Below are 21319 nucleotides of genomic sequence, written 5' to 3'. Positions count from 1 at the left end.
TAGCCCGAAGGCATAAAATTGTAATTTGTGTTAGCAAAAATCAACAACTGTGAGATCGATTTGTCAAAACCCATTGACATTTCTATTCCATTAACGAATACAGACGAAAATCCGATTGCCTGGTACATCGAAAAACCGGTTATTGAACCTGTAGTCTTTGGTGATTGGATTGGAAAGGTTTCAGAAGGAAAATCGTCGACCAACTTCAATAATATTTTTTTTAATCCTCACGGACACGGAACACATACCGAATGTTTAGGACACATTACAAATGCGTTTTACAGCATAAATGACAGCTTAAAACAGTTTTTCTTTTTTGCCGTATTAATTACTGTTGAGCCTGAAAAAATTGACGATGATCTGGTTATTATAAAAAGTCAGATTGAAAAAGCAATGCAATTTTCTAATGCATTGCAAAACACGAAACCAACGGCTCTTATTATCAGGACACTTCCTAATGAACACGATAAGAAGTCTAGAAAATACTCTAATACAAATCCGCCTTACTTATCTGAAGAAGCTGCAGTTTTCATCCGCGAAAGCGAAATTCAACATCTTTTAATTGATTTGCCAAGTGTAGACAAAGAACATGACGAAGGAAAACTATTGGCACACAAAGCTTTTTGGAATGTAAAAGATACTGTAAATCTAAATCCTGATGCGCGATTAAAAGCCACCATAACCGAAATGATTTTTGTAGCTCCGGAAATTGAGAATGGTATTTATTTGTTGAATTTACAAATTGCTTCGTTTGAAAATGATGCAAGTCCAAGCAAACCAGTTATCTATAAAATTGCAGATTTTAGACTTTAGATTTTAGATTCTTTAAGTTGCAAAAAAAATTTAAAATCAGAAATCTAAAAATTAGTATAGTTATACATTCTTCAAGCTGCAAAAAAATCTAAAATCTAAAATCAGAAATCTAAAATCAACATGATCACCGTTTCTACCGATAAAACCAAACTTGATATTCCGTTTATTCAGCACTTTCTTAAAGACATTTATTGGGCTGCTCCGCGAACAACAGAAGAGGTTCTAACGACAATTGAGGCTTCTGTTTGTTTTGGAATTTACCTGAACGACAAACAAATTGGTTTTGCACGGGTTATTACTGATTATGTTGTTTTTGGATATGTAATGGATGTTTTTATAACCGAAGAACAGCGAGGAAAAGGATATTCATCTGTTTTGATCGAACACATGATGAACGAACCTTCCCTAAAAAATTTAAAAGTATGGAGGTTAGCTACTACCGATGCTCATTTTTTATATCAAAAATTTGAATTCACTGCTTTGGAACATCCCGAGAAAATGATGGAGAAAAAAATTAAATAAATACCCCAAAACTAAACAACACATGAAAACAGTTATTAAGCTCGAAGAATTAGGATTATTTTTACTCGGCATTTATTTATTCAGCCTTTTGAATTATCAATGGTGGTGGTTTTTAGTGCTTATTTTGGTACCGGATTTCTCGATGCTTGGTTATGTAATCAGCAATAAAGCGGGTGCCTTTTCGTATAATGTATTTCACCATAAAGGACTTGCTATTTTAGTATATCTGGCAGGATGTTTTCTAAAAATTGAAGTGTTACAATTAATTGGCATAATTTTATTGGCGCATTCAGCAATGGACAGAGCTTTTGGTTATGGGTTAAAATATGAAACCGGATTTAAGTATACACATTTAGGTGAAATTGGTAAATAGAAAAAGAAATGAATTTAGAAACGTATTACGAATATTGTCTTTCTAAAAAGGGTGTCAGCGAACATTTTCCTTTTGATGAAGATACTTTGGTGTTTAAAGTAGGCGGAAAACTATTTGCTCTTTCTTCTTTGTCGCAATGGGAAAAGAATGAAGCTTCTGTAAATTTAAAATGTGATCCCGAACGTGCTCAGGAACTCAGAGGTGAATATGACGAAATAAAACCCGGTTTTCACATGAATAAAGTACACTGGAATACAGTGTCTTTGCACGGAAATTTACCTGTTTCTTTAGTAAAAGAGCTCATTGATCATTCGTACGAATTGGTGTTCAAAAGTTTGACAAAGAAAATTCAGAATGAAATTATTGAATTAGAAAATTAGGATTACATTTGCACCGTAAGACAAAAAAATTAGCAACCCGGTTACTTTGCAACTTAGCAACTTATACACTATGAAAGAACAATTTAAAAAATTTCTAAACGAAGAACAAGATCCCAAAGCAATTGAAAAAATCACTTCGAAATTCAATGATTTATTGATGAAAAATGAAGAAGTTGGCTATATTGCTGTGCAAAAAAAACCTGCAATTAATGTTTTTCCGGATAGCATTATCTTAACCAATAAACGTATTATTATCTGTAAACCAAAAAACTTAGGTCTTTCTATGGATTTTACAGATTACACGTGGGATGATATTGCTGCCACTTTTGTGAAAGAAAACATTTTGGGTTCTGAGTTTTCATTTAATACGAATACCGATTTATCAATCTCTATTGATTATATTCCTAAAACTCAAGCCAGAAAAATTTATACTTATGCTAAAGAACAATTAGATTTACTTAAAAATCCTGTTGTTACTGAAACACCTGTTGCAGAACCTGTTCAAACTATTGAAGAAGAGGTTGAAGAGGAAGAAGAAGTTGAAGAAATGGAAACGGAAGAAGTAACGAGCTTTGCAGAAATCTTACCTGCAACTACTCCTGCTTACACGGAAACTTTTGAGCCAATTCAGCAAGCACCAGCGCAGCCTGCATCTGGAGATCGCAAATTAAGCGAATTATCTAAAGAAGAACTTTTTGATAAATTACAGAACTACAAAAAACTTTTAGACAACGGATTAATCATGCAAGGCGAATACGACGCTTTCAAAAAAGAAATCCTAAGCTACATGTAAATTTTAGTCGAAAGTCGAAAGTCTTAAAGTCGAAAGAAATAGAAAAGAGAAAGCCAGAAATAGAAAATACTATTCTGGCTTTCTTATTTTACAGAGTCAAGACTTTTGACTTTCGACTTTCAAACTTTAGGACTTTCAAAAAGTAGCCTTCTGTTTTTCGACAAAATTATGTGCTTGCAGTTCTAATAATTCGATTGCTTTTCGGCGTTGCAGGTCGTAAAGATTTTTATCTTCGGCAATATCAGCGTATACTTTATCGTGCATTGAAGCGCTGGTTTTTACAAGCAGTTCACGTTGGTATTTGTTTTGCAGCAATGTGGCTTTCATTGCCGTTTCTGCTTCTTCTTGTTTGAAATCGAATTCTCCTTTTGCAGCTAAAAGCTTTGCAATAATTGGCGATGTTTCGATAGCCAGAAACAAAAGCATAATAAAGAATGATGGCAGCCAAGGCAATTTATCTAATGCATTAATACGTGCCATTAAACCATCAAAACCTTCAATAATGGGCTGTGATTGCGAAACTTTTTTATCTAAATCTGCCTGAAATTGTTTTGCGATTTTTTCTTTCTCCGCAATCTTAGCTTCATTGGTTGTTTTTAAAGCTTGCAGTTCTTTTAAGGCAGCATCGTGTTTATCACGTTTCTCTTTATAAACAGGACCTTTTCCTAATCTTTGTGTTCCTTTTGTACCTTCTGCTTCTGTAATGTAAGTGGTGTACAGATCGTTTACTTCTTTTTCTTTTTTCAGAATATCGTTTTTCAAAGCAGTAATTTCAGCCTTGTTTTTGTCTAAATCTGATTTAAAGTAATTTCCAACCTGCTTTTTATTCGCCAATTCCATCTCATTTTTTTCTTTCAACAAAACGGTATTGATTTCTTTTTCAAAAATTTTAATTTCTAAAGGCTTCGAAATTACAATAGCAATAATAACCGCTAACATAATTCGCGGAGTTGCCTGAAGTAATTCGTCTAAAAAGCGATCCCTTTTTTTGATTGTCGAAACAATAAAACGGTCTAAGTTAAAGATCAGTAAACTCCATACAAAACCAAAAATTAAAGCAGGATAAACAGAGTCGAAAACAGTAAAAAGCGCATACGCACTGGCTAAAAAAGCCATAACAGCAGTAAAAAAAACGGTGGCACCAATACCAACATATTTGGTTTGTTCGCCTTCTGAACAGCTCTCGAGTAGATCGCGATCTGCCCCGGAGCATAAAATAAAAAATTGTTTTAACATGATTGATGATTTTTGATTGTGATTGATAAGGCAAATTTAACGCCAAATTTTTAATTCTAACATAATTATCAGGTTTGTTTTCAATTGGCAATCAAATATTTGCACCTAAGATGTTACCTAAGCATTAATAAGTTTCAGTATTTAAAGGACAATCATAACGTTATGTTAATTTTTTTTACGGGTTTTAGTAATACAAAGGTTCTAGTTTCGCAACCGAACCCAAAACTTAAAACACAATGAAAAAAATTTATCTAATAATCGCTTTCGTGCTATTAGCTTTTTCAGGTTATGCCCAGAAAGGTATTATATCAGGAAAAGTGTTAGATATAGATGACAAAATGCCTTTGCCGGGAGCAATGGTACAAATTGTTGGAGAGAACAAATACAGCGTTTCAGACTACACTGGACGTTTCGAATTACTTAACATTAACCCGGGAACTTACCAGGTTCAGGTAAAATATATAGGATACACTGCCGTAACGCATGAAATTACAGTAGCTGAAGGAAAGAATAATGTACTTGACTTTTCTTTGAAAACGTCAGGAACAGAATTGAATGAAGTTGTTGTTGGAGATATCTTAAAAGGTCAGGCAAAAGCTTTGAATCAACAGAAAAACAACAAAAATATAGGAAACGTAATTTCGTCTGACCAGGTTGGTCGTTTTCCTGATGCCAATGTTGGAGACGCTTTAAAACGTGTTCCAGGTATTACGATGCAAAATGATCAGGGTGAAGCACGTAATATTATCATTAGAGGTTTAGCGCCATCATTGAACTCTGTAACGTTAAATGGGGATCGTATTCCATCTGCAGAAGGTGATAACAGAAACGTACAAATGGATTTGATTCCATCTGACATGATTTCCACTATTGAAGTAAACAAAACCTTAACATCAGACATGGATGCTGATGCTATTGGAGGTTCTGTAAACTTAGTTACAAGAGCAACGCCAAACGGAGAAAGAATTTCTGCAACACTTGCAGGAGGTTATTTGCCAATTCGCGAAAATGCTTCTTACACAGCAGGATTAGTATACGGAAATCGTTTTTTTGACAACAAATTAGGTGCTGTTTTCAGCGGATCTTACAACAATGTAGATTATGGTTCTGATAACATCGAAAACGAATGGGTAAAGGATGAATTTGGAAATGAATTTTTACAGGCTTCTGAAATTAGAAAATACGAAGTACAACGTATCCGTCGTAGTGGATCTATTGCTTTAGATTATAAATTCAACGAGAACAACTCTATTTTTGCCAATGCCATCTACAATTGGAGAGATGACAGAGAAAACCGTTTTAGAACTACATACGATGATATCGAAGCGATTTACGATGGTGAAAACATTACTGGCTTCGAAGGTCGTGTAAAACGTCAGACAAAAGGCGGGATTGACAATAACAGAAACAAAGGAAGAAGATTAGAAGATCAGCGTGTTCAAAACTATTCGATTCGCGGAGAGCATTTAATCAATTCTAAACTAGATTTAGACTGGTCTGCAAATTACGCTAAAGCAAGAGAATACCGTCCGGGAGAACGTTATACAGAATACCGTCAAAAAGGATTGGAAATGACTCAGGATTTGTCTGATATCAGATTCCCATTAATTACAACTACAGGCGAAGCTGCTGATCAGTTTGAGCTTAACTCTATTACTGAAAATACAGATGAAACAAGCGAAAGCGAATTTGGTGCGAAAGTAAATATACGTATTCCGTTTACTGTAATTCCTTCTCAAAAAGGTAGAATCAGAACTGGACTTAGACTTCGTTTAAAAGAAAAAGAAAGGAACAACAACTTCTTTTCTTACAGCCCAATCAACGACGGAATGGAACTATTATCTGGTGTTCCGACTAGTTTCTTTGATGGAAAAAACTTTAATCCGGGAAATAAATATGTTCCGGGAACTTTTGTATCGTCAAGTTATTTAGGAAATCTTGATTTGAACAATGCTGCCTTATTCGAAAAAGAAGCTGATGCTGCAGAATATTTAGCGGTAAACTATAACGCTAAAGAAAGTATTTATGCTGCTTATGTAAGATGGGATCAGGATTTTACAGATAAATTATCTATGGTTTTAGGTTTCCGTGTTGAAAATACGCAAATCGATTATACCGGAAATCGTGTATTAGATGAAGAAGAATTAGAAAGCACAATCAACAACAAAAACTCTTATACTAATTTATTACCAAGTGTTTCTTTTCAATACAACGCAACAAAAGATTTAGTTTTAAGAGCTGCTGCTACAACGGCTTTAGCAAGACCAAATTACTACGCATTAGCACCTTATGTAAACAACATTTCTGCTGATAAAGAAATCACTGCCGGAAATCCTGCACTTGATGTTACGTATGCATACAACTATGATTTCATGGCGGAGAATTACTTTAAATCTGTTGGATTAATTTCCGGAGGTGTTTTCTACAAAACATTAAACGATTTCATTTACAACTATAGCGATAATCAGTATACAGATGCAAAATTTGCTGCTGATTTCCCTAATCAGTCTAACCCAATTCCAGCTGGTGAAAACTGGTCGTTCTTACAATCAAGAAACGGAGATCAGGTTAATGTTTACGGTTTTGAGGTTGCGATTCAACGTCAGTTAGATTTTCTTCCTGGTAAATTCTTAAAAGGATTTGGTATCTATTTAAACTATACGCATACAAAATCGAAAGCAAAAGGAATTGCTGACGAAGACGGAAACGAAAGAAAAAACATTAGTCTTCCGGGAACAGCACCACACATGTTTAACGGATCATTATCTTGGGAAAACAAACGTTTTTCTGCTAGAATCTCAACCAACTTTACATCTGATTATTTAGATGAATTAGGTTCTGAGTCTTATAAAGACAGTTTTTATGACAAACAATTTTTCTTAGATGCAAATGCGTCTTATAAAATTACGTCTCACCTTCGCGTTTTTGCCGAAGCCAACAACTTAACCAACCAACCATTACGTTACTACCAAGGTGTAGCAGCGCATACTAAGCAAGCAGAATACTACCAGGCCAGATACAATTTTGGTTTGAAGTTTGACTTGTAATAAATCAATTATAAAATCCTTAAATTAGACAGAACGTAACGGTTCTGTCTAATTTTATTTAAATGAAAATCATAATGAAAAATAATTCGATACTTGCTTTACTAATTGCCGGTGTTTTATTCACTGCCTGTAAAGACGATAAATTAGCTCCTGTTGCTCCAAATGCCGTAAAACCTACAACAGTAACCGAAGCGCTTCCGCATGATACGGATGATCCTTCTATCTGGATTCACCCAACTGATACTTCTAAAAGTATTATCGTAGGAACAGATAAAGATACTGACGGCGGTTTGTATGCTTTTGACCTGCAAGGAAAAATTGTTGCAAAATCGGAAGTTTTAAAAAGACCTAACAATGTTGATATCGCTTACGGTTTAATCATCGACGGAAAAAAAGTTGATGTTGCGGTAACAACGGAACGTGAGAACAATAAGATTAGAATTTTTAGTCTGCCGGATCTAAAAGCAATTGATAATGGCGGAATTTCTGTTTTTGATGGTGAAGAATTACGTGATCCAATGGGAATTGCACTTTACACACGTCCAAGTGACAAGAAAATATTTGCTATCGTAGGACGTAAATCAGGACCTTCGGGAACTTATTTATGGCAATACGAACTTTCTGCTGAAGGTAAATTTGCTACTGCAAAAGTGGTTCGAAAGTTTGGTGCGTACAGCGGAAAGAAAGAAATCGAAGCTATTGCAGTTGATAACGAATTAGGAACTGTTTTATATTGTGACGAGCAATTTGGTATCAGAAAATACAAAGCTGATCCTGCTTTAAACGATAATAAAGAATTGGCTATTTTCGGAAAAACGGGCTTTAAGGCAGACAATGAAGGAATTGCAATTTACAAAGCAACAGATTCTACCGGATATATTTTAGTGTCCAACCAGCAAGCGAATACGTTTATGGTTTACCCGAGAGAAGGAGCAAAAGGCAATCCGAATGAGTACCCTTTATTGGCTGAAATCCCAACCTCAACAATCGAATGCGACGGTGCAGATGTAACAAGCATCAATTTAGGCGGAGCTTACAAAAACGGACTTTTCGTAGCCATGAGCAACGGAATGACTTTTCACTACTACGCTTGGGACTTGATCCAAAAACGAATTGACGAAGCGAAGAGATAGTTTAATTGTTGATTTGTTGAATCGTGTAATCGGTTTATTGTTTGTTGTTGATCGTTTATTGTTGAATCGTGTAATCGTGTAATCGGTTAATTTTTGATGATTTGTTGTTGATTTACTTAATCAAATTAATTATTTCAATCCTCCAATCTTTCAATTCTTCAATCTTTTCAATCCAAAAATCTAAAAATCCAAAAATCATAAAAAAAAGCTGTTCGTAATGAACAGCTTTTTTAGTTTGAATTAACAATTAAATATATTCTAAAATCTTGATTCCAGTTTCTTCAATCATAAATCTAAAATCTAAAGTCTAAAATCATAAATCTACCCTCTAGGCGCTCCCGCTAAAATTTCAGCATTGGCAAACTCTTCGAATTTGGCGAAATTAGCTTTGAATTTCTGAGCTAATTCGATTGCTTTCTGATCATATAACGCAGGATCTTCCCAAGTATTACGTGGATTTAAAATTTCAGATGGAACATTAGGACAAGATTGAGGTTTTGCGATTCCAAATACTTCGTGGTTTTCGTAATCTACATTGTCTAATTCTCCTCTTAATGCTGCGGTAATCATGGCACGAGTATATTTTAACTTCATACGCGATCCGGTTCCGTAAGCACCACCAGTCCAACCAGTGTTTATCAACCAAACTTTTACACCAGCCTCTTTCATTTTTTGAGTTAACATTTCTGCATAACGAGTTGGATGCAAAGGCATGAATGGTGCACCAAAACAAGCTGAGAAATTAGGTTGTGGTTCTGTAACTCCAGCTTCTGTACCTGCTACTTTTGCCGTATATCCTGAGATAAAATGGTAAGCAGCCTGACCTGGAGTAAGTTTAGAGATTGGAGGCAAAATTCCGAAAGAATCTGCCGTTAAGAAAAATATATTTTTAGGATTATGTCCAATAGATCCCGGCTGAATATTATCGATATGTGTAATTGGATAACTTACACGTGTATTTTGTGTGATTGAAACGTCGTCATAATCAACTTCGTTTGTTCCTGCTTTGAATACCACATTTTCTAAAAGCGCTCCTTTTTTGATCGCTCTGAAAATATCCGGCTCATTTTCTTCTGATAAATTGATCACTTTTGCATAGCAACCACCTTCAAAATTAAAAACAGTGTTTTCTGCTGTCCAGCCGTGCTCATCATCCCCAATTAGTTTACGATCCGGATCTGCAGATAAAGTTGTTTTTCCTGTTCCTGATAATCCAAAAAAGATTGCTGTATCACCATCTTCACCAACATTGGCACTGCAATGCATTGGTAATGTATTTTTAAAAACTGGCAGAATGAAATTTAAAGCCGAAAAAATTCCTTTTTTCATTTCACCTGTATAGCCTGTTCCTCCAATTAAGGCTACTTTTTTAGTAAAATCTAAAATCGCAAAATTAGACTGGCGTGTTCCGTCTACAGCAGGATCTGCCATAAAACTTGGTGCACAAACTACAGTCCATTCCGGAGAAAAATGAGCCAGTTCAGCCTCTTCCAGTCTTAAAAACATATTGTAACAAAATAAATTCGACCAAGCCGTTTCTGTTACTACACGTACATTTAATCTGTAATTTGCATCAGAACAAACATAAGCGTCACGTACAAAAACTTCTTTGTTAGATAAAAACTGTGTTACTTTAGTATAAAGTTTATCAAAAGCTTCTGATGAAAACGGAATATTTACATTCCCCCACCAAACTTTGTCTTCTGTAATGCTGTCTTTTACAATAAAACGATCTTGTGGAGAACGCCCTGTAAATTCGCCTGTATTAATTGCCAATGCTCCTGTAGAGTTCTCAACACCTTGTCCTGTTTGCAGCGTTATAGCGTGCAATTCATCCGCTGATAATTGATAACGAATTTTCGCATTTTCGATTCCAAGCTCCTCTAACGAAATCGATTGCGAGAAAAGTGTGTTAGTGTCCATAGATTTGTAGTTGTTGTGAGTGTTGTTTTTTGAGTTTTAAATGAATTGAAATTGACTTTTAAGCACTTACTTAAAAATCAACGTTTGTTATATTTTTTACCCTAAGCGATAAAAAGCAATAAATTTTCACATAATTGAACTTAGATGTTAATTATGAGACAAAATTAAAGATTAATTTTTAGATAGAATTTTTTATTCGGGATTTTATGATTTTTTCCTCAAAATAGTGATAAATAATGTCAACCAAGCGAGAATTAATAAGAATCCGCCAATAGGTGTTGCGAATACGATAACTTTAAAGTCAAAAACAGTCAAATTATTTGTAGCAAGTAAATACAACGATCCGCTGAAAAGAATTACACCGGCGACCGCCAAATTATAAATGATTTTTAAGACTCTTTTAGAAAGTTCTTTTCTGGTAGAAAGGAAAAATAAGAAGAAAGCATGGTACATTTGATAACGTACTCCAATTTCAAAAGTGGCTAATTGCTCGACTGTTAAATACTTTTTTAGCAAATGCGCTCCAAAAGCACCAAAAATAATAGCCAGCATTCCGATAAAAGTACCTGTTAAGATTATTCTTTTTTTCATCTCTTTTAAAACTTTCAGATTTTAAGCAAAAATACTTCAATCCAAATTAAAAAGTGTTTTACTTCTAAAAAATGTTTTTAAATAAAAATAATTATTAGAATTTTTCAGATAAATAAAAATTAAATGCATTTTTAAAGCATTTAGATTGTTACATTTATAACATTTTAATATATTTGTGTTACAAATGTAAAAATCATGAGAAGTATTTTAATTATCGGAGCCGGAAGATCTGCCTCTTCTTTGATACGTTATCTGCTGTCAAAATCAGAAACGGAAAACCTGCATCTTATTGTAGCTGATTTATCTTTGGCTTTAGCCGAAAGAAAAACGCAAAATCATCCGAACGCTACTCCGATAGCCTTAAATATTTTTGAAACCGAAGAACGAAAAGCGGCGATCGAAAAAGCTTCTATTGTAATTTCAATGCTTCCTGCGCATTTGCATATCGAAATTGCCAAAGATTGTCTGGCATATAAAAAACATCTTGTTACGGCTTCTTATATCAGTAATGAAATGCAGGCGCTTGATGAAGAAGCTAAAAAGAACAATCTTATTTTCATGAATGAAATTGGTCTTGATCCGGGAATCGATCACATGAGTGCCATGAAAGTAATTGATGAAATTAGAGAAAAAGGCGGTAATATGCTGCTGTTTGAATCGTTTTGCGGCGGTTTAGTTGCTCCGGAATCTGATACTAATTTATGGAATTACAAATTTACATGGGCACCAAGAAATGTGGTTTTAGCAGGACAAGGCGGCGCTGCAAAATTTGTTCAGGAAGGTACTTATAAATACATTCCGTACGGAACATTATTTCGCAGAACTGAATTTCTGGAAGTAGAAGGATATGGCAAATTTGAGGCTTATTCCAATCGCGATTCACTCAAATACAGATCGATTTATGGTTTAGATAATATCCTCACTTTGTACCGCGGTACTATTCGACGTGTTGGATATTCTAAAGCTTGGAATATGTTTGTACAATTGGGCATGACGGATGATAGCTATATTATGGAAGATTCTGAAAACATGAGTTACCGTCAGTTTGTGAATTCGTTCCTGCCGTATCATCCAACCGATTCTGTTGAAATTAAAACCCGCCTGATTCTTAAAATTGATCAGGATGATATTATGTGGGATAAACTTTTGGAACTGGATTTATTTAATCCGAACAAAAAAGTGAATTTGCCCAATGCAACTCCTGCTCAGATATTAGAAAAAATATTGACGGACAGCTGGACTTTAGAACCTGATGATAAAGACATGATCGTAATGTACCATAAGTTTGGTTACGAACTAGCGGGCAAAAAAGCACAAATCGATTCTAAAATGGTTTGTATTGGTGACGATCAGACTTATACGGCTATGGCAAAAACGGTTGGTTTACCGGTAGCTATGGCAACTTTATTGATTTTGAATGGTAAAATTAAAACTCCTGGTGTACAGCTTCCTATTAACAAAGAAGTTTACCTGCCTATTTTGAAGGAGTTAGAAGAATATGGGGTTATTTTTAATGAACAAAAAGTACCGTACTTTGGATACAATCCGGACTTATTCTAGTCTTGATTTAGTTTTTTTTTTGAGAATTTTTTTAGTTTTAATTATCCGCTTCTAAAATTTAGAAGCGGATTTTTATTATTTCAACTTATTGAAGTGTCATTTTAACACTGTGAGCTACCCGTACCGGAACACCTTCATGATAACCGGGTTTCCAGGAATAACATCGCTCTAAGACTCTGATTAATTCTTTACCTGATAAAACTCCTGCTTCATTTTCGACTATCTCAATATTCGATAAGCAGCCATCTTTTTCAATGACAAAAGTAGCTTTGATTTTGCCATCTTCAGAATCAATTCGCGTAAAATTGCTTCCTACATAAGCGTAGAATCTTGCTTCATCTCCTCTATAATCTGGCTTTATATCAACTTCTCCCCATTTTTTAATAATTGTTGAAGCTGTTTTATTTGTTTGTTGTGCAAAGCCGACATTACTAATGAATGTCAATAAAATAATTGTTTTTATTGTTTGTCTGATATGAAACAGATTATACATCATTTTTTTTTAATTATTCTTGATAAGACACTTTCTTATTTATCAGCCTGAATCGTAATTGGTAAACTATACATAACGCGAACCGGTTCACCGCCATCATAAGCAGGTTTCCATTTTGGAGAAAGTTTTAAAACACGAGCAGCTTCTTCGCCTGCGCCATAACCTAGCTTATCATCTACAATTGTAATGTCAGTCAAAGAACCGTCTTTTTCGATCATAAAACTTAGAAATATTTTTCCCATTGCTTTTGTTTTAGACAATTCTGCCGGGATTTTATATTGTTGTCCCACAAACTTATAAAAGCCCATCATACCACCTGGAAATTCAGGCTGTACTTCTACCTCAGTCAGTTTTTTGTATTCTTGGGAAGTAGTGTTTTTTTCTAACCCTTTTTGAGCCATAGTTTTGGTACTAAAAACTACCAGCATTAGCACACAGACAATCGCTGTACCACCTATTTTGATTGCGATTTTAAACGGAGATTCTTTTTTGGTCATCATAAGTAAACGTTTTTTGGTTATTACATAGTTAATATTACTTGCCAGAGCAATCGTGTTTTTATTGGAGGCAATATTCAATAACAGATTCTGATATTCTCTAACCGATTCGAATTGCTTGTTTACGGCTTCATCTGCTAAAAATTCATGATTAAGCTTAATGGCTTTTTTGTAGAAAATAATCATCGGGTTAAACCAAAAGAGAATCTGCAAGACTTCTATCAGAAGAATATCCAATGTATGCTTCTGGGTTAAATGTGCTTTTTCGTGCGCTATTAGTTCCGATGGAATTTTACCTTCTTCAAATTCTTTTTTGTTGATAAAAATGGTTTTCCAGAAAGAATGTGGCAAAACGGGTTTTTCGATTAAAACAACTTTTACATCTTCTACTACCTGCACTTCATTTTTCGTTTGTTTAGCATAAAAGGAATACAGATTTCGGATAAAGCGAACCGTTAGCAACAAAGCAACCAAGGCGTAAAAAATACCGGCAAAAAGCATAGCATATTGACTTCCTGAGATTGTTTCTAATTGCTGATTTCCGTTTGTTTGGATTATAATTTCTTCTAACTGAATATAACCAACTGCATTTTCGAACCAAGGGTCAAGCGAAATCAATTGCAGCGGAATAACAAAACTCAACACTAAACTGCCTAAGAGGTAAGCGCGATTAAAGCGAAACATTTTTTCGTTTTCAAGCCACAATTTATACACTGCATAAAAAATCAAAAGCAGCAATCCGGATTTTAAAAGATACGTTATCATTTTTTCTTTTTTTGAATTTGTGAATCGATTATTTTCTTAAGCTCTTCTAATTCTGAGGTCGACAAATTGGTTTCTGTTGTAAAAAAAGAAGCAAACTGCGATGCTGAATTATTAAAGAAATTGCTAATTAAGCCATTTACATGTTTAGAGAAATAAGCTGTTTTCTTGACCATCGGATAATATTCGCGTGAATTTCCGAATTCGTTGTACGCAACAAATTTCTTATCGATCATACGCTTTAAAAGTGTTGCAACAGTTGTTGTCGCTGGTTTTGGATCCGGATAAGCTTCGAGCAAATCTTTCATAAACGCTTTTTCGAGTTTCCAAAGATGCTCCATTAATTGTTCTTCTGAATTGGATAGCTGCATAGTGTTATTTTTTCTTTTTCATTAATTCTATTAGTTCGGGAAGTTCTTTTTTATACACTTCTACATTCCAGACTATGTTTGATTTTACGGCATAATCTGCCAAAGGTCCCAATCCTACTGCAGCTCTTCGTTTATCTACATTATCCGGATCCTCAAGTGGTGCAAAAAATGGTTTTTTAGTCGTTGGATTCATCAAAATCTGACTGCCGTAAATTTGCTTGCCTCCTTCTCGCAGCGCAACACGATCTTCGAGATACGCCAATGCGCTTGGCTTGGCTTTTCCAGTTTTTGCGGCTTCTCTCATCATGGGCAGGTATTTTTGCTGGTATTTCAAATCGGCATGCTGAATGACTAAAAACAAAGTTTGATTCGCCTGTGAACCTACAACATCTGCTCCTACCCAGCCTTTATGATCTAGTATTTTCATTACTTTGATAAGATTGATGCTGTCTTTATATCCCATCAGGTTATTAATGCTGTCAAAGGATTTGCTTTCTTTACCTTTTTCTTTGTAAATTTTCATATAATCATGGCGAACGCCCTGATCGTCTACATAAATGTCTAAAAGTTCTTTTTGCAAAGGCTTGTCGTAATTAACTTCTAAAACATCTAATTTCTTTTGAAGTTTATCAACCATCTTTGGCCATTCTTTATTGGTTTGCAAGACTTTCAAATCACCATCAATTTTCATGTGAGCGATGTTTTCGTATCCATTATCAATGGCAAGATCAAGCCATTTAAACGCTTTTTTCTCTTCTTTTGCCATCGCTGCAGAACAAGCCGCATTGTACAAATCAGTTTCTGACTTTTTTTCTATTTTAAATGCTTTATCGTAAAACGCAACCGACGCTGCGTAATTCTTCGCCGTGTAACAAGAATCGGCTTTGCGAACCCATTGTTTGTAATCTTGTGCTTGTGTAAAGCTACACGTGAATAAGGTAAAAAGGAAAAGAAGTTTTTTCATAGTGGTTTTTGGTTTGTTGTTGATAGTTTATGGTTTGTTGTTTATTGTTTATTGCTTTGGGACGGCTAAGTCTTGCTTGCTAAATTGTTATTTTCGTTTGTGCCTAATTTGTTCTTAATCCTATTCTCTAGCATAAAGCTTACTGCCTAAAGCTTAAAGCAGAACTACAATCGTAGTAACGGTTCTACAAATGTAGAGTTAATTTTAAATAAAACAAGTTTTTTTTTACTAAAAGCACCTCAATTTCTCAGACCCGTTAAAAAAAACCTTTGACCCTCTGCATCTTAGTCCCTTAGAACCTTCAGAAAAAACCTTAGTACCTTAAAAAAGCTCCAACGTTCGCTTTACCTCCTCCAGATTAATATAAAAATTATCTTCTTTTTGAATTCCCACTACAAAACCATAATTTAAGTTTTCCATATCTGCAGTAATTTTAATAACACCGCTGAAACGATTGGGAGGCTGAAAAACTAAAATAGAAGCTCCTGGTTCAAGAACCATTAATCCGTGAAACAAATGACTTCCTTCAATTCCGATAAGGACTTTTGCACCTGCACAAGCCGAAATTATTTCAGAAGCGCTATGTTGCGTTACATCTACAATTTTAAACCCGTATTTATCACGGAGCTGTTCGGCAATTTCAATTTCGTTCAACATTACACGGGATAATCCTGAATTTCGGCGTAAAATAAAGACGCCAGGATGAGACGTTGCAGGAAACAGAGACAATAATTTATTTCTGTTTTTAGAAAACCGTTCATGTTTAGAGTTATTGTTGCTCCAATTATCATCAAAGAATACGGCATTTTTTAGATAAGCGGCATTCGTTCGAAACGGATTCATTTCTAAAAATGACTCATATTGAAGCATGTGAGAGTATGGAATAATATTTGAAGTTATCGGTACGCCCACAGATGCAGCCAGACTATAATTTGCGCAGTCGTCGGTTAGCCAAAGACCAAAATATTCATTTCCCTCAGACGAACTGTAAATTGCGGCATTATCAATTTCTGTGTCTACAATAATTGGCGGAAAATAATTCGTTTTTTTGTTTACCTGAGAAGCAGGATGAAGTCGGAAATTGTGCAGCCCTTTATAAATAAAACCATTAATCATCCAGACATCCTTTAGCATATAAGCACGCGTTGGTTCGTGATTAACTCTCAATCGTCCATTCATAACAGCTTTTGGATCATCGATATATGCCGTACCCGTAATACGTTTTAGCTGACCTTCCAAAAAATAAGCTTTTGGCGAAATATTTGTATTTCCGGGAGCAATCTCCCATGATTTTACCGCAAGACTGTCTAAAACTTTTCCTTCCCGAAACATCGAGTGCGGTTTCTTTAATCCTTTCAAATACCTTGTGTATGCAATGGGCGAAAACATACTCTTTTTCTGAGTAAGAGAAGCATAATTTGTTAACTGAGCATTTTTCATTTCTTAGCTGTATTTACAGTACGCTCATTTATACTTTTAAAATTTCAAAAGTTATAACTGACTACCAAAACCCCATTAAAGCACAATTATCGATACGTTTCTATCTGTTTTATTAAATAAAAAATCGAATTTACGCTATTATGTCATTCAAAATGAATTTGATACGATTTATATTTAACAAAACATGTCATCATTTCTAAAATGATTTTAATGCCTGCAATCAATAGGTATGTAAACAAAAAAATCCGCTCTTCACAGAACGGATTTTGATTTTTGAGCTAAGCCAAAGTTTGGTCTTAAACCTGATTTTATTTTGATAACTCTACGAAATATTTGTAGAACAACGGAATAGTTTCGATTCCTTTTAGGTAATTGAAAATTCCGAAGTGCTCGTTTGGTGAGTGTATAGCATCGCTGTCTAAACCAAAGCCCATAAGAATGGTTTTGCTTTTTAGTTCTTTTTCGAATAAAGCAACGATTGGAATACTTCCTCCTGAACGAACCGGAATAGCCGGAACTCCAAATGTTTCTGTATACGCCATGTTTGCAGCTTTGTATCCAATGCTGTCTATTGGTGTTACATATCCCTGACCTCCGTGGTGTGGCGTAACTTTTACGGTTACTCCCGCTGGTGCGATACTGGTGAAATGTTTGGTGAACAATTCTGTGATTTCTTCCCAATCCTGATTTGGAACTAAACGCATCGAGATTTTAGCAAAGGCTTTACTTGCAATTACTGTTTTTGCTCCTTCGCCTTGGTATCCGCCCCAGATTCCGTTTACGTCTAAGGTAGGACGAATCGAGTTGCGCTCGTTGGTTACATATCCTTTTTCGCCGTAAACGTCGTTTAGGTTTAATGCGTTTTTGTATTTTTCTAAGCTAAATGGTGCTTTTGCCATTTCGGCTCTTTCGTCTGCCGATAATTCTTCTACTTTGTCGTAGAATCCCGGAATGGTAATATGATTGTCTTCGTCGTGAAGTGAAGCAATCATTTTTGCCAAAACATTGATTGGATTAGCTACTGCTCCACCATATAAACCAGAATGCAAATCGCGATTTGGACCTGTAACTTCTACCTCAACATAACTCAAACCACGTAAACCTGTCGTAATCGATGGTTGTTGGTTTGAGATCATTCCTGTATCTGAAATAAGTATTACGTCATTCTTTAGTTTTTCCTGATTGCGTTCTACAAACCATCCTAAACTTTTTGAACCTACTTCTTCTTCACCTTCGATCATGAATTTTACGTTACAAGGCAACGTATTGCTTTGTACCATATATTCAAGCGCTTTTACATGCATGAACATTTGTCCTTTGTCATCGCAGGCTCCACGTGCGAAAATAGCGCCTTCTGGATGTATTTCGGTTTTTTTGATAACGGGTTCAAATGGTGGCGATGTCCATAATTCCATTGGATCTGGCGGCTGAACATCGTAGTGTCCGTAAACTAATACGGTTGGTAAATTTGGGTCGATTATTTTCTCTCCGTAAATAATTGGATAACCCGGAGTGTCGCAAACTTCGACTAAATCGCAGCCTGCTTTTGATAAACTTTCTTTTACTGCCTCAGCAGTATCTATTACGTCTTGCGAGTATGCGGTGTCGGCACTTACCGACGGAATCTTTAATAATTCGATCAATTCGTTGATAAACCGATCTTTATGTTGTTGAACGTAGGACTTTATATTTTCCATTTAAATTATTTTTATAGAAAACCAAAAGTACCAAAAAAAGATTTAATATTTTTTTTCAAAAAAGTCTTTGATTATTCGAACTTATGATTATCTTTGCACCCACAATTGAGCGGATATGGTGAAATTGGTAGACATGCCAGACTTAGGATCTGGTGCCGCAAGGCGTGTAGGTTCGAGTCCTATTATCCGCACGAAAAAAGCTTCTGAGAAATCAGAAGCTTTTTTGTTTTTATACTAATTAGTTATTTCATAATTTTAGTATATAAAAAAACCCAGAGCAAGTCTGGGCTATATATCCTATTTTTAAGTGCAGGTACTAAAGCATAATGAATAGTTGGGCACTGTGAAAACAAAAAATTCAACATTTATAAGGATTCTTATAATTTTTTCACAAAAAAAAACAGCTGCAAGGAACATTCCTTGCAGCTGCTAAAATATTTTAATTCTATTATTTTTTATAATCTAATTACCGGACAGTTAACATTCGCATTAGCTTTCTCAGAAGGAAAACTAAGTGCTGTTTTTAAATCTACAACTTTGTCAAAGTTTACATTACTCAAAACTCTTACATCCCACAAAGGTGTTAATGCAACTCCTTCCGGCGTACCCAATACATTATGAGACTGTAAAGTTCCTGTTTCGTACATAAAACCTGAAGCAGGTCCTGAAGCAGGATTATCTGATGATGGATCAACATTAAACATCACGTAAATCGGTGAGATAGGCACCAATCCTTCTGAAGAGACTTTAAAACCTGGTTCCGGGAAATTAAAATAAGCAACCGCTTTTCCTTTATACCAGCCAAGAATTAACTTGCTAGGCACTCCGGCAACATCGCTTTTTGCAGCAGTTGAACCAAAAGGAACTACCGGACAATTTACAAGATCTTCTGTTGCAACAACTTTATATTTAGAAGCCAAAACCTCAGCCTCACTAGTAATAGAATTAGGAACATAATTATCCGGAACCAATACTTTTTGCACTAGCCAGAAATCACTATATTTTGCATCGCCTGGAATAGCTGACACCACATTATTTTGCCCTTCTATTCGTGTAACACCGTCTTCTTTAAAAAATGCATAAATTGGAATAGGAATTACTGGCTGAATATCAAAATTATAGTATTCAACTTTCACACCTGATCTACCTAATCCTTTAGTAATAAATGGTTGCTTGTCGAAATCTACCGCTTCGTTTGCTTTAGGAAGCCCATTTGTTGCAGTTCGAACTTGTAAATGCCCAACATCTTCACTAAAACGATCGACACTAACTTTTTCAGCAGTTTCGATGTTTTTAGCAATTGGATTTTTTGTTTCATTTGAATCATCTTTACTGCATGATACAGTAATCAGCCCTATCATAAAAGGAACTAAGAATAATTTTTTCATAATATATCTAGTTTTAATTATATCACAAATCTATTCTTATCAAAATTTGGGAAATGTCACCTATTTTACATTTCTTTAAATTATTCTATAAAAAAACGATTCAAGGAACACACAATACAAGGAAGTCATTTAAAAAAATTATTTTTCGCATCTTTTCTTTTAGATATTAGGACATACCACATACTTACTTTGGGTTTGCTAATTGTTTTTTTTACTCCACATCCAAATAAGGATCTAAGGCTTCGGCTAATTTATTGAGCCAGTAAAAATTATCTTCAAGATTGTCGAATTCAATTTCTACGGTTTCGCATCCTCTCATGTTACATAAGGAAAGAACATGATTTACTTGTCGTATTTTCTTTGCTATTTCTTTGGTTTCGATAATATCAGTAAAAAAGTCTTTTAATCTGATTTCTGTTTCTTTTGTAATGCCTTTCGTAATCATTGTCTTATTTTTTAGATTCGACAAATATAATAAATTGGAGGCAAATTTGCCTACATGAACAAAATAAATCTTATCACTTTTGAAATATGAATATTTCAGAAGAAACTTTTATTGTAAACCTCGGGATTCACATTAGACAATTACGTGAAAAGAAAGGCTTGTCTCAACAAGGTTTAGCTGATGATTGTAACATTAGTAAATCTCAAATAGCAAGAATAGAAATTGCTAAAATAAATACTGGCGTAAAAACTCTTGTAAAAATTGCAAACGCTTTAGATATTGAACCTAAAGAATTGTTTGATTTCGATACTAAATAAATCTACAAAACACTAAATTGAGCAAATTCAAAAATCTTGATGAAACACAAAAGTTTGCAATTGCAATTCCTGTTTTGTTTTTAGTAAGCGGTGTAGCAAAATCGCTAGTTCAAAGATTCAGATCTTCATCTGACTTCCATTGGATATATGTGGTAGGAAATGTAAGCTGTATCGTACTAAGTATTTTACTCTTCTTTTTTTCTTTAGCCAATTCGATTTCGATTATTCGAGATCTAAAAATAAAATGGACAGAAAAAGTTTTGTGGCTTTTACTAAGTTCTTCTATTTTTCTATTCGTATTAATTCTTATACTAATTATAGCACTGAAATAATTAATTCAAGTTTATCTATTGATTATTACTTTTAAAGTTCAATAGGAACGATCCATTTTATATTGCAGGAACTAGCACAAAATATCGGCCGATCCTATGGATCTCTTTTACCTCGTTGCATTCGTAAAACCGGATTAAAATCCGGCACTACAATATATGCCGAGCCTATGGCTCTTTAGTTCCGGAGGAACGATGTGTTTTGTAGCAACGGATTTTAATCCGTTGATTATAAACGACACGAT

21 protein-coding genes and 1 tRNA gene are annotated in these 21319 nt (G+C 34.8%); 11 read left to right on the top strand and 11 right to left on the bottom strand.

Features of this window, described 5'->3' with window-relative positions:
* Positions 1-27: 27 nt before the first annotated feature.
* From B0A66_RS08590 to B0A66_RS08570, 5 genes are all read left to right on the top strand, one after another.
* The gene (locus B0A66_RS08590; RefSeq protein ID WP_089049442.1) at positions 28-813 is read left to right on the top strand and encodes a cyclase family protein; all 786 of its coding nucleotides are present in this window, start codon (positions 28-30) and stop codon (positions 811-813) included.
* Between the two features lie 120 nt (positions 814-933).
* Complete coding sequence (locus B0A66_RS08585; RefSeq protein WP_089049441.1) at positions 934-1335, top strand: GNAT family N-acetyltransferase; 402 nt, start codon at positions 934-936, stop codon at positions 1333-1335.
* Positions 1336-1357: 22 nt separating this feature from the next.
* Positions 1358-1708: a DUF4260 domain-containing protein gene (locus B0A66_RS08580; RefSeq protein WP_089049440.1), complete on the top strand. Its 351-nt coding sequence runs from the start codon at positions 1358-1360 to the stop codon at positions 1706-1708.
* A gap of 8 nt (positions 1709-1716) precedes the next feature.
* Positions 1717-2088, top strand: coding sequence for an MmcQ/YjbR family DNA-binding protein (locus B0A66_RS08575; RefSeq protein ID WP_089049439.1), 372 nt, complete (start codon positions 1717-1719; stop codon positions 2086-2088).
* A 70-nt stretch (positions 2089-2158) separates the two neighbouring features.
* Complete coding sequence (locus B0A66_RS08570; RefSeq protein ID WP_089049438.1) at positions 2159-2881, top strand: PH domain-containing protein; 723 nt, start codon at positions 2159-2161, stop codon at positions 2879-2881.
* A 135-nt stretch (positions 2882-3016) separates the two neighbouring features.
* Here B0A66_RS08570 and B0A66_RS08565 read toward each other — a convergent pair whose 3' ends face one another.
* Positions 3017-4117, bottom strand: coding sequence for a DUF4407 domain-containing protein (locus tag B0A66_RS08565; protein ID WP_089049437.1), 1101 nt, complete (start codon positions 4115-4117; stop codon positions 3017-3019).
* A gap of 236 nt (positions 4118-4353) precedes the next feature.
* Here B0A66_RS08565 and B0A66_RS08560 point away from each other — a divergent pair, with 236 nt between their 5' ends.
* Positions 4354-7164 carry a TonB-dependent receptor gene (locus B0A66_RS08560; RefSeq protein ID WP_089049436.1) on the top strand — a complete coding sequence of 937 codons (2811 nt, stop codon included), beginning with the start codon at positions 4354-4356 and terminating at the stop codon, positions 7162-7164.
* A gap of 74 nt (positions 7165-7238) precedes the next feature.
* On the top strand, positions 7239-8297 hold the full coding sequence (locus B0A66_RS08555) for a phytase (protein WP_089049435.1): 1059 nt from the start codon (positions 7239-7241) through the stop codon (positions 8295-8297).
* Positions 8298-8618: 321 nt separating this feature from the next.
* On the opposite strand, the gene pckA is transcribed toward B0A66_RS08555, so the two are convergent.
* Together pckA and B0A66_RS08545 are read right to left on the bottom strand one after the other, a co-directional pair.
* Positions 8619-10220 carry a phosphoenolpyruvate carboxykinase (ATP) gene (pckA, locus tag B0A66_RS08550; RefSeq protein WP_089049434.1) on the bottom strand — a complete coding sequence of 534 codons (1602 nt, stop codon included), beginning with the start codon at positions 10218-10220 and terminating at the stop codon, positions 8619-8621.
* 204 nt (positions 10221-10424) lie between these two features.
* Complete coding sequence (locus tag B0A66_RS08545; RefSeq protein ID WP_089049433.1) at positions 10425-10811, bottom strand: DUF423 domain-containing protein; 387 nt, start codon at positions 10809-10811, stop codon at positions 10425-10427.
* A gap of 195 nt (positions 10812-11006) precedes the next feature.
* Here B0A66_RS08545 and B0A66_RS08540 point away from each other — a divergent pair, with 195 nt between their 5' ends.
* Complete coding sequence (locus tag B0A66_RS08540) at positions 11007-12371, top strand: saccharopine dehydrogenase family protein (RefSeq protein WP_089049432.1); 1365 nt, start codon at positions 11007-11009, stop codon at positions 12369-12371.
* An 85-nt stretch (positions 12372-12456) separates the two neighbouring features.
* Here B0A66_RS08540 and B0A66_RS08535 read toward each other — a convergent pair whose 3' ends face one another.
* The 6 genes from B0A66_RS08535 to B0A66_RS08510 form a co-directional block, all read right to left on the bottom strand.
* Entirely contained in the window at positions 12457-12867 is a 411-nt protein-coding gene (locus B0A66_RS08535) for an energy transducer TonB (RefSeq protein ID WP_089049431.1), read from the bottom strand.
* A 32-nt stretch (positions 12868-12899) separates the two neighbouring features.
* Positions 12900-14126 (bottom strand): M56 family metallopeptidase, encoded by a 1227-nt coding sequence (locus B0A66_RS08530; protein WP_089049430.1) that lies wholly within the window; start codon positions 14124-14126, stop codon positions 12900-12902.
* Positions 14123-14494 (bottom strand): BlaI/MecI/CopY family transcriptional regulator, encoded by a 372-nt coding sequence (locus tag B0A66_RS08525; protein ID WP_089049429.1) that lies wholly within the window; start codon positions 14492-14494, stop codon positions 14123-14125. The genes B0A66_RS08530 and B0A66_RS08525 overlap by 4 nt, the downstream gene beginning before the upstream one ends.
* A gap of 4 nt (positions 14495-14498) precedes the next feature.
* On the bottom strand, positions 14499-15458 hold the full coding sequence (locus B0A66_RS08520) for a DUF6624 domain-containing protein (protein ID WP_089049428.1): 960 nt from the start codon (positions 15456-15458) through the stop codon (positions 14499-14501).
* A gap of 321 nt (positions 15459-15779) precedes the next feature.
* The gene (locus B0A66_RS08515; protein ID WP_089049427.1) at positions 15780-16898 is read right to left on the bottom strand and encodes a glycosyltransferase 61 family protein; all 1119 of its coding nucleotides are present in this window, start codon (positions 16896-16898) and stop codon (positions 15780-15782) included.
* 308 nt (positions 16899-17206) lie between these two features.
* Complete coding sequence (locus tag B0A66_RS08510; RefSeq protein WP_089049426.1) at positions 17207-18595, bottom strand: dipeptidase; 1389 nt, start codon at positions 18593-18595, stop codon at positions 17207-17209.
* 109 nt (positions 18596-18704) lie between these two features.
* Here B0A66_RS08510 and B0A66_RS08505 point away from each other — a divergent pair.
* Positions 18705-18786: transfer RNA gene (locus tag B0A66_RS08505), tRNA-Leu, on the top strand.
* Positions 18787-19050: 264 nt separating this feature from the next.
* Here the strand turns inward: B0A66_RS08505 and B0A66_RS08500 are convergent.
* Together B0A66_RS08500 and B0A66_RS08495 are read right to left on the bottom strand one after the other, a co-directional pair.
* Complete coding sequence (locus tag B0A66_RS08500; protein ID WP_089049425.1) at positions 19051-19983, bottom strand: hypothetical protein; 933 nt, start codon at positions 19981-19983, stop codon at positions 19051-19053.
* A 211-nt stretch (positions 19984-20194) separates the two neighbouring features.
* Complete coding sequence (locus tag B0A66_RS08495) at positions 20195-20428, bottom strand: hypothetical protein (protein WP_089049424.1); 234 nt, start codon at positions 20426-20428, stop codon at positions 20195-20197.
* An 86-nt stretch (positions 20429-20514) separates the two neighbouring features.
* Here B0A66_RS08495 and B0A66_RS08490 point away from each other — a divergent pair, with 86 nt between their 5' ends.
* Positions 20515-20745, top strand: a complete 231-nt coding sequence (locus B0A66_RS08490; protein WP_089049423.1) for a helix-turn-helix domain-containing protein — start codon at positions 20515-20517, stop codon at positions 20743-20745.
* A 17-nt stretch (positions 20746-20762) separates the two neighbouring features.
* Complete coding sequence (locus B0A66_RS08485; protein WP_089049422.1) at positions 20763-21077, top strand: hypothetical protein; 315 nt, start codon at positions 20763-20765, stop codon at positions 21075-21077.
* Positions 21078-21319 lie beyond the last annotated feature (242 nt).

Source organism: Flavobacterium hercynium (assembly GCF_002217285.1).
GTDB lineage: Bacteria > Bacteroidota > Bacteroidia > Flavobacteriales > Flavobacteriaceae > Flavobacterium > Flavobacterium hercynium.
Note: the sequence above shows the minus strand (reverse complement) of the source record. Positions and strands in the feature narration are given on the sequence as shown.